Below are 12,712 nucleotides of genomic sequence, written 5' to 3' on the forward strand. Positions count from 1 at the left end.
GGCACCTCAGGATGAGGACGAGGGTGGGAGATCATCACGAAACGGGAGAACCACAGCATGGCACGCACGATCGGCTTCATCGGGCTCGGCAACATGGGCGGGCCGATGGCCGCCAACCTCGTGAAGGCGGGGCACACGGTGCGCGGCTTCGACCTCGCCCCCGCCTCCCTCGACCTCGCCCGGGAGGCGGGCGTGACGGTCGCCGCCTCGGCGCTGGAGGCGGTGCAGGGTGCCGACGTGGTGGTGACGATGCTGCCCGCCGGGCGCCACGTCATCGAGGTTTGGACGCAGCTCGCCGAGGCGCTGCCCGACGGCACGCTCCTGATCGATTCCTCCACCGTCGACGTCGAGAGCGCCCGCAAGGCCCACGCGCTGGCGCGGGCGCGGGGCTGCCTCTCGGTGGACGCGCCGGTCTCCGGCGGCACGGGCGGCGCCAAGGCGGGGACGCTGACCTTCATGGCCGGCGGCAGCGGCGAGGCGTTCGCGCAGGCGGAGCCCCTCCTGAAGGCCATGGGCAAGAACGTCTTCCATTGCGGCGAGGCCGGGGCCGGTCAGGCGGCCAAGATCTGCAACAACATGATCCTCGGCATCTCGATGATCGGGGTCTGCGAGGCCTTCGCGCTTGGCGAGAAGCTCGGCCTCTCGCACGAGGCGCTCTACGACGTCGCCTCGGTTTCCTCCGGCCAGTGCTGGTCGCTCACGAGCTACTGCCCGGTGCCCGGCCCGGTGCCGACTTCGCCGGCTAACAATTCCTACAAGCCGGGCTTCGCCGCCGCCCTGATGCTCAAGGACCTGCGCCTCGCGCAAGCCGCCGCCCTCGCTTCAGGGGCCTCGACCCCGCTCGGCGCGGAAGCCGCACAGATCTACGGATTGTTCGACGGCCTCGGCCACGGGGGTGAGGACTTTTCCGCCATCATCCGTATGCTCCGCGGCGGCGCAGGGGAGGCCCGATGACCTACGAGACGATTCTCACCGAGACGCGGGGGCGGGTTCTCCTCGTCACCCTCAACCGGCCGAAGGCGTTGAACGCCATCAACGCGCAGCTCACCGCCGAGGTGATCGCCGCCGCGACCGCCGCCGATGCCGACCCCGGCATCGGCTGCATCGTGCTCACCGGCTCGGAGCGGGCCTTCGCCGCCGGGGCCGACATCAAGGAGATGCAGCACCTCACCTACGCCGAGGTCTACGGGCGCGACCGCTTCTCCGATTGGGACCGGTTCAACGCCGTGCGCACGCCGATCATCGCGGCGGTGGCGGGCTATGCGCTCGGCGGCGGCTGCGAACTCGCCATGATGTGCGACTTCATCCTCGCCGCCGACACGGCCCAGTTCGGCCAGCCGGAGATCAAGCTCGGCGTCATGCCCGGCATGGGCGGCAGCCAGCGGCTCACCCGTTTCGTCGGCAAGGCCAAGGCGATGGAGATGTGCCTCACCGGGCGCATGATGGACGCAGGCGAAGCCGAGCGCTGCGGCCTCGTCTCGCGGATCGTGCCCGCCGCCGACCTCGTGGAGGAGGCGGTGAAGACCGCCACGACCATCGCCTCCATGTCGAAGCCCGCCGCCATGATGACCAAGGAGGCGGTGAACCGGGCCTACGAGACCACCCTCAGCGAGGGCCTGCGGCACGAACGGCGCGTGTTCCACGCCATGTTCGCGACGGAGGACCAGAAGGAAGGCATGGCCGCCTTCGTGGAAAAGCGGCCGGCGACGTTTTCGCACCGCTAGAGGTCCCGGCCGCCATCCCGTCATTGCTTCGCTCCGCTCGCAATGACGGAAGCGGGTGGAACGAACGATAAGAAGGGGAGGACACGACCATGCCGAGCTTCCGGGAGGCCCGCGACCTGCTGCTGGCCCATCGCACGGATTACGCCACCGCGGTTGCGCAGTTCGCGTGGCCCGAGCCGGTGCCGTTCAACTGGGCGCTCGACTGGTTCGATGCCGGACTCGCCGCCGAGTACCCCGACCGGCCGGGCCTGCGGATCGTGGAGGCCGCGACGGGAGCCGAGCAATCCCTGACCTTCGGCGAACTCAGCCGCCGCTCCAATCAGGTCGCCAACCGCCTGAGGGGCCTCGGCCTGAAGCGGGGGGACCACCTGCTCCTGCTGCTCGGCAACGTGCCCGCCCTGTGGGAGACCTTCCTGGCCGCCATGAAGCTCGGCGTGGTGGTGATTCCGGCGACCACGCTCCTCACCGCCGAGGAGCTGGCCGACCGGCTGGAGCGCGGCCGGGCCAGGGCCATCGTCGCCGGGCCGGAGCAAATGCCGCGTTTCGCGGGCCTCGACACCGACGACGTGATCCGCATCGTGACCGGGCCGGCGGCCGAGGGCTGGCTCGCCCACGACGAGGCCTTCCACGAGGCCGAGACCTTCGCGCCGGATGGGCCGACGGGGGCCGAGGACCCGCTGATCCTCTACTTCACGTCCGGCACCACGGCGAAGCCGAAGCTGGTGCGCCACAGCCACCGCTCGTATCCGGTCGGCGCCCTCTCGACGATGTACTGGCTCGGGCTCCAGCCCGGCGACCAGCATTGCAACGTCTCGTCGCCGGGCTGGGCGAAGCACGCGTGGTCCTCGTTCTTCGCCCCCTGGAACGCGGGGGCGACGATCCTCGTGATCAACCAAGCGCCGTTCAACGCGCGCATCCTGCTGGAGCAACTGGAGAAGACCGGCGCGACGACGCTGTGCGCCCCGCCCACCGTCTGGCGCATGGTGATCCAGGAAAAGCTCGAAGGGCGCGACCTGCGGTTGCGCGAGGTCTGCGCGGCGGGCGAACCCCTGAACCCGGAGGTGATCGAGCGGGTGAAATCCGCCTGGGGCCTCACCATCCGCGACGGCTACGGCCAGACCGAGACCACGGCGCTGATGGCCAACACGCCTGGCCAGCCGGTGGTGCCCGGCGCCCTCGGGCGGCCGCTGCCCGGCTACCGGGTCCGGGTGCTCGATGCCGACGACCAGCCCGCCACCGAGGGCGAGGTCTGCCTCGAACTGGGGAGCCACCGTCCCGCCGGCCTGATGCAGGGCTACGACGACGGGCGCGGGCGCCTCACCGGAGCCGAGGGCGAGGTCTACCGCACGGGCGATGTCGCCTTCGTGGACGCCCAGGGCTGCTACACCTTCGTCGGCCGGGCCGACGACGTGTTCAAGTCCTCCGGCTACCGGATCAGCCCCTTCGAGCTGGAGAGCGTCCTGATCGAGCATCCCCTCGTCGCCGAGGCGGCGGTGGTGCCGGTGCCCGACCCCGTCCGCTACATGATCCCGAAGGCGTACGTGCTGCTCACCTCCGCCGCGACGCCGGGGCGGGAGGCGGCGCTGGACATCTTCCGCTTCACCAACGTCAAGCTCGCGGGGTTCAAGCGCCTGCGCGCCCTGGAGTTCGTGAGCGAGTTGCCAAAGACCATCTCCGGCAAGATCCGCCGGGTACAGCTGCGCCGCCTGGAGCACGACGGCGTGACGGACGACCCCTACCGCGGCGTCTCCTTCACCCAATCCGATTTCCCGGAACTGAAGGGCGATGCCGAGCGCAAGCCCGACCAGACGGCGGGATAGAAACCCCCTCCGTCATGGCATCGCCGACGCGTGACGACGACGCCGGAGAGAGGGAAGGCCCCACACTGTGCAGTGCGGGGCCTCAAGGGTCTCAGTGGCCGCTGTCGGTGGCGTTGCGGGTGGTCTCGTAGAGGAACCACGTCCGCTCCTCGGACTGGTCGATCCACTCCTCCAAGAGGGAGGTGGTCGAGACGTCGTTCGCCTCGTCGGTGATCTCGTGCAGCTCGCGCATGTGGGCGGTGAGCGCCTTGTTGTCGTCGCGCAGCTCCTTGAGCATGTCGATCGGGCTCACGTACGCCGCATCGTTGTCGGCGACGCGAGTGAGGCTCTTGGCCTCGCCGAGGGAGCGGAGGACCGTGCCGCCGATCTTGCGGGCGCGCTCGCCCACGGCGTCGATGATCGAGAAGATCTGCTGCGCCTGCTCGTCCATGAGCAGATGGTAGTCCCGGAAGTTCGGGCCGCTCACATGCCAGTGGAAGTTCTTGGTCTTGATGTAGAGCGCGAACAGATCCGAAAGCAGGACGGTCAGGCCCTCGGAGATGGCCTTGACGTCCTTGGGATCGAGGTCGGTCGGCGTGTTGAGGCGGTCGCTCTCGACGCGGCGAATGGGCTTGGCCTTGGCCATGGATGCTTGTCCTTAGTCATGCGGAGGCCGGCCCTCGGCGGGCGGGCCATGTTCCTCCGGCAATGACGGGACGCCCGAATTGTTCCGGCCGATAAGGTCGCGGCGTGCCGATCCGGACCTCGCCGCGCGTGGCCCGAACCTGCTTAGCGCGATGGGCCGGAGCGCGCGCGGGGGGCGATGGAGCCCGTGGTCGCCGGGTCGGCGGGATGGGTCACGGCGGCGGCCGGGACGGGGGCCGGCGTGGCGCCCGGTGCCGGGCGCGGCGTGTCGAGGTTGTAGATGTCGTCGCGGAAATGCGCGCGACCGTCCGGCCCCGCATAGCCCGTGAGGTAGACGAAGGCGACCGGCACGGGCTTGGGCAGCTTGATGTCCCGCCGCTCCCCGTCCGCGATTCCCGTCTCGATCTCCATGGGGCCCCAGGTCGAGCCTAGGCCGTTCGGTCCTTCGACGCCCTGGAGCAGCCAGCCCACCAGTTCCTTCACCTGTCCCACCCGGACGCAGCCGTGGCTGTGGAACCGCACCGACCGGGCGAAGAGCGACTTCGCCGGGGTGTCGTGCATGTAGACGGCAAAGCGATTGGGCATGTCGATGCGGACCTGGCCCAGCGAGTTGTCGAGCCCCGAATCCTGCCGCAGCGTGTAGTTGGCGGCCTTCTGGGTCGCCCAGTCGATCTTCGTGGGATCGACCTCGGTGCCGCCGGGCCCGAGGATGCGGATGCGGTTCTTGGCGAGGTAGCCGGGGTTCTTCCGCATCTGCGGGATGATCTCGTTCTTCACCACCGAGACCGGCACCGTCCAAGTGGGGTTGAAGTTGATGTCCGTGATCCGGGTCTCGACGGTGGGCGTCGCCTTGTCCGGCGAGCCGACCACGGCGACATAGCGGCGCGTGACTTGACCCCCCTCCACCGCCTCGACGGTGGCCGAGGGAATGTTCACGGCGACGTAACGGTCGCCGAAGGCGAACTTCGTCCCCATCAACCGGGCCGCCGAGGCGGCGAGTTGGCGCTGCCGCGTCTCGGCGGGGACGTTCAGGGCGTTGACGGTGAGGCGGCCGAGGATGCCGCTGTCCGGCAGACCCAGGCGGGCCTGGAAGGCGGAGATCGCCGCCACCAGCGGCGGATCGAGGCGGTCGGATGGCGGCGCGCCTGCGGGGAGATCGCCCTCCAGGGTGAGATGATGGCGGAGCGCGGGGATCGCGGGATGCCGCTCGCCCGGTTTCACGCTGATCAGGCTGTCGGGCACCTTGTCCCAGCCGCCCGCCTCCACGAAGGCCGCGTAGCGCTCCGCCGCCTTGACGGTGGCGAGAAAGGTCTGCGGCGAGAAGGACGGGACCGGATCCGCTGAGACCTTCGCGTAGACGAGCGGTGCGGGCTCGCGGGATTTCTTCTGCGCCTCCTGCGGCTTGGCGGAAGTCGTCGGAGACTCGGCGGCGGCGGGGACGGGGGCGGGGGCCGCCGGCGCGAGCGGAGCGGGGATGACGGGCTCGGCGATCTTCGCCGGAGCCGTGACCTTTGCCGGCTCACTAACGGCGTTCTCGATCCGCGCGGGCGCGGGCGCCGCCGATTGCAGCTGCGGCGTCGGGGCCGGACTATCCTGGGCGAGGGCGGGCAGCGGCCCGGCCACGAGGGCGCTCAGGCACAGGCCAGCCGTGAAGACCGTGGGTGAACGACTCGGCGCGGAGACCATACGCGACTCTCCCGACGGCGCCGGGGGCGGCGCGGTCTGCTGGGAGAATGGGGATGGATGGTTACCAATCCCCTCCGGCCTGCCTGCTCAGATTGTCTCACGCAGGCGCGCTCGCGCGACGGAATGATCCGGCGCGGCGCGGAAGGCGGCGATCAGGGCCTCGCGGAAGGGCTTGGGACGCATCGTCGTGTCGAGGGGCAGGGGGCGCTGCGCCAGCCCGTCCCTGCGGCGGTGATCGGGATGGTCGTTGAGCCACGTATCGCCGTCGAAATAGCCCCAGGTCACCACCGACAGGGTGGCGGGCTCGTCGAGCACCACGTCGAGGAAGCGGCGGGCGAACTCGGCCACCGCCTTGTCGCGAAGGGCCGCATCGGCGGGGAACGCCTTGTCGTCGATGTCGAGTTCGGTGATCTCGATGCCGATGCCGAGCTGGCCGAGATCACCGATGAAGCGGCGGAACGCCTTCGGATCGAAGGGCTGATCGCTGATGAGGTGGGCCTGGATGCCGAACCGGCGGACCGGCACGCCCCGGGCGCGCATCCCCTCCAGCCGCTTGAGGACGCGGCCGCGCTTGGCCTCCACCCAATCGAAGGCGTGCTCCAGGGAATCCTCGTTCCAGGCGAGCGCCGCCCGCGGGTCGGCCTCGCGGGCCCAGCGGAAGGCGAGGTCGATGTAGTCCGGCCCCAGCGCCGTGAGCCAGGGGCTCTCCCGCAGGCCGTCCGCCCGGCGCACCGGACCGTAGCCCGCCAGGACCTCGTTCACCACGTCCCAGGAGTCGATCACCCCCCGGTAGCGCCCGGCGGCGGTGTCGATCCAGCGGTGGAGGAAGTCTCCGGCCTGGGCGGCGCTCGCGTGCTCCAGCAGCGGGGCGACCCAGGCGGGCAGGGCCTCGTGCCAGACGAGCGCGTGACCGCGCAGGCGCTGCCCGTGCGCCCGGCCGAAGCGGACGACCGAATCCGCCGGGGCGAAGTCGGGGCGGCCCGGCTCGGGCAGCATCACCGCCATCTTCATCTCGTTGTTGCCGACGAGCACCCCGCAATCGCGGGCCATGATCTTTTGGAAGTTCGCGCTGCGGTTGAGGAGGTTCGACGGCACTGCCGCGCCGAATCCCAGCCCCTTCGCGGCGGCGGCACCCTGCGGCCCGTCCGCCGCCCAGGAGGGCCTTTTGAGGGGGCCGAACTCCCCGGCCGGCGCCGACGCGACGGGCCCGGCGAGGCCGGCGGCGGCCACGCCCCCGAGGAGGCTCCGGCGGTTCAGGGTCGTCGCCATGCGTGTCCTCGCCCGTGCCGACCCCGCGGGGCGCTGGCGGTCTCTCGCCCCCGCCCCATGTCACGCCTGCCACAGAGCATGGAGCAAAGCGCGATGTCCCGACACCCCGCGATCACCCCCGGCCACAGCGCAGTGGTGACGGGCGCGGCGAGCGGCATCGGCCTCGCGGCGGCCAAGGCCTTTGCCCAGGTCGGCATGAACGTCTGGCTCGCGGACCTGCCGGGGGAGGCCCTGCAGGCCGCCCACGCCGAGGTCGCCGCCCTCGCCGCCGTCGAGGTGCGGGCCGTGCCCACCGACGTGTCCGACCGGGGCGCCGTCGAGGCCCTGGCCGGCGCGGTCCTGCGCGCCGGGCCCCCGGCGATCGTGATGCTGAATGCGGGCGTCGAGGCCGGCGGCAAGCTTTTCTCCGATGCCGAGACCTGGGAGCGGATCATCGGCACCAACCTGTGGGGCGTCGTCAACGGCATCCGCTCCTTCGCCCCGGCCATGGCCAAATCGGGCCAGCCCGGCGCGGTGATCGTCACCGGCTCGAAGCAGGGCATCACCACGCCGCCGGGCAACGCGCCCTACAACGTCTCCAAGGCGGGGGTGAAGTCCGTGACCGAAGCCCTGGCCCACGAGCTGCGCAGCACGGAGGGCTGCCGGACCAGCGCCCACCTGCTGATCCCCGGCTTCGTCTATACCGGCCTCACCAAAGCCCGCGGCGTCGCCGAGAAGCCCGCCGGCGCCTGGACGCCGGAGCAGACCGTCACCTTCATGCTGGAGCGGATGGAGCAGGGCGACTTCTACATCCTCTGCCCCGACAACGAGACCACCCGCGCCCAGGACGAGAAGCGCATGGAATGGGCGATGGGCGATATCATCGCCAATCGCCCGGCGCTCTCCCGCTGGCATCCCGACCACGCGGAGGCGTTCAAGCGGTTCATGGAGGGGTAGCTTTTCCGGCTTCCAAGAGAGCCGCCTGATGGTCTCACCGTCCCGGCGAACGAAGGTGGAGCCCGTCAGGGCCAGTGGGCGCAACCGTAAGGCTCAGATCGTAGGAGACGATTCGCGCAGAGAATTCAGTGCCGAAGCGGAAGTCATCGCTTATAAAAGCGATGACACCAACAGGTATTGGACGGATCAGATGGCGCCTCGACCCGCGCCCCGGAAGCAGGCCCGCGAACCCATCTTCGGCCCCCCGGCCACGACGCAGGAGCAGGCCTTCCTCCGATTCGGCAATGCCCTGCATTGGGTGGCCCATTTTGGCGGCGAGGGGCTCCCCTGGCCGGTACCTACTCCGCGAAAGGAGGGGCCGGACGCCGTGCTGGACATGGCTTTGGCGCGCTTGGTGAGAGCCGAACACCGGCTCGTCGCCGAATTCATCACCACGTTGACGAGTGGCCATGTCACCTTCGCCGAAGCGGTCGCCATCTGGCGACGGTCCGAGAGCAACACGATGCGAAGCCATTGGGAGGACCCCACTGCCTTCCTCCGTTTCCTCACTCATATCCGCGACCGGATCGACCCCCACTTCCAGCCAGCCTCCCGGCCGCGCTTCAAGGCGGGGTGACGGCAAGCGTCGGGCAAACGACGCCACCCTTGGCGCGGCTCCTGCACCGGTCTAAGTCCGGCACCTCACGGGCTCGCTCGGGAGCCGCACCACGGGGCATGCCGCCACCTTACGGGAGCCGCCTTTGGCCACGACGATCATTCCCGTCGCCTCCTTCGATTGCGTCGTCTTCGGCGCCACCGGCGATCTGACCGCGCGCAAGCTCCTGCCGGCCCTGTATTATCGGTTTCGCGATGGGCAGATCCCCGGCACCAGCCGGATCATCGGTGCCTCCCGGTCGGAGCTGACGGCCGACGCCTTCCGCGAGCATGCCCGCGATGCGCTGAAGCGGTTCGTGACCGCCGCCGACCTGCCCGAGGACACGCTCACCGACTTCCTGGCCCACCTCGATTACGTGGCGGTGGATGGGAAGGGCGACGACGGCTGGGACGACCTCGCGCAGAAACTCGCCGAGCGGCCGGATCAGGTGCGGCCCTACTACCTCGCCACCTCGCCCGACCTCTACGGCTCGATCTGCCGCAACCTCGCCAAGCACGGGCTGATCGGCGAGAAATCCCGCGTCGTGCTGGAGAAGCCGATCGGCAAGGATCTGAAGTCGGCACAGGCGATCAACGACGCCGTGGGCGAGGTCTTCCCCGAATCGCAGATCTTCCGCATCGACCACTACCTCGGCAAGGAGACGGTGCAGAACCTGCTCTCGCTGCGCTTCGCCAACACCATCTTCGAGCGGCTCTGGACCTCGGACGTGATCGACCACGTGCAGATCACCGTGGGCGAGACGGTGGGAGTCGAGGGGCGCGCCGGGTACTACGACACCTCCGGTGCGCTCCGGGACATGCTGCAGAACCACATCCTGCAGCTCCTCTGCCTCACGGCGATGGAGAGCCCCCTGAACCTGGAGGCGAACTCCGTCCGCGACGAGAAGCTGAAGGTGCTGCGCGCCCTCAAGCCCATCACCGCCAACGACATCCAGGCCGTCACGGTGCGCGGCCAGTACGTCGCCGGGGCCGTCGCCGGCCAGCCCGTGCCCGGCTACCTCGAGGAGCTCGGCCACGAGAGCCGCACCGAGACCTTCGTGGCCATGAAGGTCGAGGTGCAGTCGGGCCGCTGGGCGGGGGTGCCGTTCTACCTGCGCACCGGCAAGCGCCTGCCGCGCAAGCTCTCCGAGATCGTGGTGCAGTTCCGGGCCTCGCCCTTCTCCATCTTCCCCGAGGAGGCCTTCGGCCGGGAGCCGAACCGCCTCGTCATCCGCCTGCAACCGCAGGAGGGTATGAAGCTCGAGGTGATGACCAAGGATCCGGGCCCCGGCGGCCTGCGCCTGCGCCCGACCGACCTCGACATCTCCTTCGAGGAGACCTTCAAGCAGCGCTATCCCGACGCCTACGAGCGCCTGCTGATGGATGTGGTGCGCGGCAACGCCACCCTGTTCATGCGTCGCGACGAGGTGGAGGCCGCCTGGGCCTGGGCGGGGACCATCCTCAAGGCGTGGTCCGAGCGGCCGGACGCGCCGCGCCCCTACCCGGCCGGATCCTGGGGACCCACCGCGGCGATCGCCCTGATCGAGCGGGACGGGCGCACTTGGCACGAGGAGTTGCGCTAGGGCGTCGATCCAGGCGAAGGCGTCGGACAGGGCCGGAAAAATTTATTAAAAACAATAAGATAGCGGGATGATGCATCAACGGAGCGAGCGCGTCGCCGAGCTCGTCGCCCGTGCGATGGCGAATTCTCCACAGCTTACGGCCAAGCTGCCTTTTTCCCGGCCAAGGCGTCTGGTGTCACTGCGTGCGACGCGAAGGATTCGCGAGCGCGCAGGTAAGGGTTGGCCATGCCACAGGGGAGCTTCGATATCGCCGCCGACGAGCGTCGCCTGGAGCGCTCGGTGGCCGCCGCCCTGCGGATCATCGACGCCGCGCAGATCGAGCGGCAGGCCCCGCCGGTGCGCCACGCCCGCGACCGCCTGACCAAGGTCTACCGTCTGATGCAACTGGCCCGGGCCAAGGAGCGCCTGGCGGTCTGATCGCCGCGATCCGGGCATGTCGGCCGGCGACCCCGGTAGGGCTCGAACCTACGACCTGCCGCTTAGAAGGCGGCTGCTCTATCCAGCTGAGCTACGGAGTCTGGTGCCGACCGTTGCGAAAAGCCACGAGGACCGCCGTGGGTCAAGGCGCCGGGCCGTGTTTGGGGAATCGCGGGGCCGTCTTGTCGCGCGGGGTGGATTGCGCGCATAAGGCGCCATGCGCGTGGCACGGGGCCAGAACGCCTGCGGGGCGAAGACGGGGTGGTTCGCCCTCGCCGTCCGGCTGCTCGCGGTTTGGCTCGCCCTGGTCACCGCCCTGCCGCAGGCGGGGTTCGCCGCCGACCTCCACCACCATCTGACCGGCCCGCACGCGGGTGAGGCGCAGGCGGGACACCCGCATCCGGGTCTCCGGACCATCGCTACCGATTCGGCCGCCTCGCAGGCCGCCGACCCGGGGCTCGTGACCCATCTGCATTGCGGCTGCCACAGCTTGGCCCCCGCGAGCGCGACCGCGCCGATCCTCGCGGATCCGCGTTCCCGGCCGCGCTATCGCCTCGCGGCCGTCTCCTGGCCCTCCACCGTCCCCGACCTGCATCCCCGGCCCCCGCGCGCCTGAGCGGATCCCGGTCCCGCCCCCCGCGGGAGCCCTCCCTCATGCTCCTTCCGCCGAAAGGACCCGGACCGCCCACTGGGGCGCCGGGCCGAGCAGGTCGCCATGCGCATTCTCCTTGTCCCCGCCCTCGTCGGGGCCGGCCTCCTCATGGGCGCCGCCCTCCCGTCCCTCACCGACCGCCTCCGCGATGCCCTCGCGGCGGGCGGCCTCGTCGCCGGGCCTCCGGCACACCGGGAGGCCGCGTTGTCGGCCCCGGCCGGAGGCGGCCATGCCCCGGTCCCTTCCCCCGGCGAGGCCTACGCCGGGCACCATGACGACGGGGAGGGCCACATCGTTATGTCGGCCGAGCAGATCGCCGCGCAGGACATCGCCGTGGCGTCGGCGGAGCCCGGCATCCTCGCCCGGCACATCCTCGTCCCCGGCACGATCGCGCCCGATGCCGACCGGGTGGCGCGGGTGCCCGCGCGGGTGGTCGGCACCGTTTCCGAGATGCGCAAGCGCCTCGGCGACCGGGTGAGCAAGGGCGAGGTCGTCGCCGTCCTCGACAGCCGCGAGGTGGCCGACGCCAAGAGCGAGTACCTCACTGCCCAGATCCAGGCGGACCTGCAGGGCATCAACTTCGCCCGGCAGCAGAAGCTCATCGCCTCCCAGGCGACCTCCGAGGCGATCTTCCAGAGCGCCCGCGCGGCGCATCTGGAGAACCAGCTCCGCCTCGACCTCGCCCGGCAGAAGCTCTCGGCCCTCGGCCTCGCCGCCGCCGACGTGGCGGCCGCGCAGAAGCGCGACGAGGCGAGCCCGACCACCTCGACCCTGCGCCAGTACGAACTGCGCGCGCCCGTCGAGGGGCAGATCGTGGAGCGCAAGGTCGATGTCGGCACCGCCGTCGGCAAGGAAGGCGAGCCCGCCGACCTCTATACCGTCGCGGACCTGTCGCAGGTGTGGATCGAGCTGTCGGTTCCCACCGCGATCCTCCCCGGCGTGAAGGAGGGGGCCGCCGTCGCCGTGCTGCCGGGGCGCGACGGGACCGCCCGACGGGCGGAAGGCCGGGTGATCTTCGTGAGCCCGCTCCTCAACCCCGACACGCGCGCCGCGCGGGTGGTGGTGGCCCTGCCGAACGGGGACGGCGCATGGCGGCCGGGCACCTACGTCACGGCGGAGATCGAGATCGGGCGCGATCCCGTGGCGGTGCGGGTGCCGAAGGCCGCCCTCCAGACCGTCGAGGGCAGGACGGTCGTCTTCGTGCGCACGGAGGAGGGCTTCGAGAAGCGCGAGGTGGACCTCGGGCGCGCGGACGACGAAGCGGTGGAGATCGTGTCCGGCCTCAAGGCCGGCGAGGCGATCGTGGTCGCCAACTCCTTCCTCCTCAAGGCCGAGCTCGGAAAGAGCGACGCCGGCCACGACCATTGA

General features: G+C 70.4%; 12 protein-coding genes and 1 tRNA gene. 9 read left to right on the forward strand and 4 right to left on the reverse strand.

The genetic code is table 11. The annotated features are described in order from the left end of the window. Window positions 1–57 precede the first annotated feature (57 nt). From mmsB to MFF06_RS02055, 3 genes are all read left to right on the forward strand, one after another. Window positions 58–954, forward strand: coding sequence for a 3-hydroxyisobutyrate dehydrogenase (gene mmsB, locus MFF06_RS02045; protein ID WP_238201344.1), 897 nt, complete (start codon window positions 58–60; stop codon window positions 952–954). Beyond that, window positions 951–1,724, forward strand: coding sequence for an enoyl-CoA hydratase (locus MFF06_RS02050; protein ID WP_238201345.1), 774 nt, complete (start codon window positions 951–953; stop codon window positions 1,722–1,724). Before mmsB ends, MFF06_RS02050 begins: the two co-directional genes overlap by 4 nt. An 89-nt stretch (window positions 1,725–1,813) precedes the next feature. Continuing rightward, window positions 1,814–3,544: an AMP-binding protein gene (locus MFF06_RS02055; RefSeq protein ID WP_238201346.1), complete on the forward strand. Its 1,731-nt coding sequence runs from the start codon at window positions 1,814–1,816 to the stop codon at window positions 3,542–3,544. A 91-nt stretch (window positions 3,545–3,635) separates the two neighbouring features. Here MFF06_RS02055 and MFF06_RS02060 read toward each other — a convergent pair whose 3' ends face one another. From MFF06_RS02060 to MFF06_RS02070, 3 genes are all read right to left on the reverse strand, one after another. Then, window positions 3,636–4,169 (reverse strand): Dps family protein, encoded by a 534-nt coding sequence (locus MFF06_RS02060; protein WP_238201347.1) that lies wholly within the window; start codon window positions 4,167–4,169, stop codon window positions 3,636–3,638. A 143-nt stretch (window positions 4,170–4,312) separates the two neighbouring features. After that, the gene (locus MFF06_RS02065) at window positions 4,313–5,854 is read right to left on the reverse strand and encodes a L,D-transpeptidase family protein (protein WP_238201348.1); all 1,542 of its coding nucleotides are present in this window, start codon (window positions 5,852–5,854) and stop codon (window positions 4,313–4,315) included. Window positions 5,855–5,941: 87 nt separating this feature from the next. Then, on the reverse strand, window positions 5,942–7,123 hold the full coding sequence (locus MFF06_RS02070) for an endo-1,4-beta-xylanase (RefSeq protein ID WP_238201349.1): 1,182 nt from the start codon (window positions 7,121–7,123) through the stop codon (window positions 5,942–5,944). Window positions 7,124–7,216: 93 nt separating this feature from the next. On the opposite strand from MFF06_RS02070, the gene MFF06_RS02075 reads away from it, so the two are divergent. The 4 genes from MFF06_RS02075 (at window position 7,217) to MFF06_RS02090 (ending at window position 10,692) form a co-directional block, all read left to right on the forward strand. Further along, window positions 7,217–8,059 carry an SDR family NAD(P)-dependent oxidoreductase gene (locus MFF06_RS02075; protein WP_238201350.1) on the forward strand — a complete coding sequence of 281 codons (843 nt, stop codon included), beginning with the start codon at window positions 7,217–7,219 and terminating at the stop codon, window positions 8,057–8,059. Between the two features lie 28 nt (window positions 8,060–8,087). Next, on the forward strand, window positions 8,088–8,675 hold the full coding sequence (locus tag MFF06_RS02080; protein WP_238201351.1) for a hypothetical protein: 588 nt from the start codon (window positions 8,088–8,090) through the stop codon (window positions 8,673–8,675). Window positions 8,676–8,799: 124 nt separating this feature from the next. Next, the gene (gene zwf, locus MFF06_RS02085; protein ID WP_238201352.1) at window positions 8,800–10,275 is read left to right on the forward strand and encodes a glucose-6-phosphate dehydrogenase; all 1,476 of its coding nucleotides are present in this window, start codon (window positions 8,800–8,802) and stop codon (window positions 10,273–10,275) included. A 225-nt stretch (window positions 10,276–10,500) separates the two neighbouring features. Beyond that, window positions 10,501–10,692, forward strand: coding sequence for a hypothetical protein (locus MFF06_RS02090; protein ID WP_238201353.1), 192 nt, complete (start codon window positions 10,501–10,503; stop codon window positions 10,690–10,692). Window positions 10,693–10,719: 27 nt separating this feature from the next. Here MFF06_RS02090 and MFF06_RS02095 read toward each other — a convergent pair. After that, window positions 10,720–10,793, reverse strand: a tRNA-Arg gene (locus tag MFF06_RS02095). A 116-nt stretch (window positions 10,794–10,909) separates the two neighbouring features. On the opposite strand from MFF06_RS02095, the gene MFF06_RS02100 reads away from it, so the two are divergent. Then, the gene (locus MFF06_RS02100) at window positions 10,910–11,308 is read left to right on the forward strand and encodes a hypothetical protein (protein WP_238201354.1); all 399 of its coding nucleotides are present in this window, start codon (window positions 10,910–10,912) and stop codon (window positions 11,306–11,308) included. Between the two features lie 99 nt (window positions 11,309–11,407). After that, window positions 11,408–12,712, forward strand: a complete 1,305-nt coding sequence (locus tag MFF06_RS02105) for an efflux RND transporter periplasmic adaptor subunit (RefSeq protein ID WP_238201355.1) — start codon at window positions 11,408–11,410, stop codon at window positions 12,710–12,712.

Source organism: Methylobacterium aerolatum (assembly GCF_022179085.1).
GTDB classification, from domain to species: Bacteria; Pseudomonadota; Alphaproteobacteria; order Rhizobiales; family Beijerinckiaceae; genus Methylobacterium; species Methylobacterium aerolatum.

Bases quoted from the DNA above. Each gene is read 5' to 3' on its own strand.
- MFF06_RS02105 (WP_238201355.1), top strand. From the start codon at position 11,408: ATGCGCATTCTCCTTGTCCCCGCCCTCGTCGGGGCCGGCCTCCTCATG.
- mmsB (WP_238201344.1), top strand. From the start codon at position 58: ATGGCACGCACGATCGGCTTCATCGGGCTCGGCAACATGGGCGGGCCG.
- MFF06_RS02055 (WP_238201346.1), top strand. From the start codon at position 1,814: ATGCCGAGCTTCCGGGAGGCCCGCGACCTGCTGCTGGCCCATCGCACG.
- MFF06_RS02060 (WP_238201347.1), bottom strand. From the start codon at position 4,169: ATGGCCAAGGCCAAGCCCATTCGCCGCGTCGAGAGCGACCGCCTCAAC.
- MFF06_RS02100 (WP_238201354.1), top strand. From the start codon at position 10,910: ATGCGCGTGGCACGGGGCCAGAACGCCTGCGGGGCGAAGACGGGGTGG.
- MFF06_RS02065 (WP_238201348.1), bottom strand. From the start codon at position 5,854: ATGGTCTCCGCGCCGAGTCGTTCACCCACGGTCTTCACGGCTGGCCTG.
- MFF06_RS02050 (WP_238201345.1), top strand. From the start codon at position 951: ATGACCTACGAGACGATTCTCACCGAGACGCGGGGGCGGGTTCTCCTC.
- MFF06_RS02070 (WP_238201349.1), bottom strand. From the start codon at position 7,123: ATGGCGACGACCCTGAACCGCCGGAGCCTCCTCGGGGGCGTGGCCGCC.
- MFF06_RS02090 (WP_238201353.1), top strand. From the start codon at position 10,501: ATGCCACAGGGGAGCTTCGATATCGCCGCCGACGAGCGTCGCCTGGAG.
- MFF06_RS02075 (WP_238201350.1), top strand. From the start codon at position 7,217: ATGTCCCGACACCCCGCGATCACCCCCGGCCACAGCGCAGTGGTGACG.
- MFF06_RS02080 (WP_238201351.1), top strand. From the start codon at position 8,088: ATGGTCTCACCGTCCCGGCGAACGAAGGTGGAGCCCGTCAGGGCCAGT.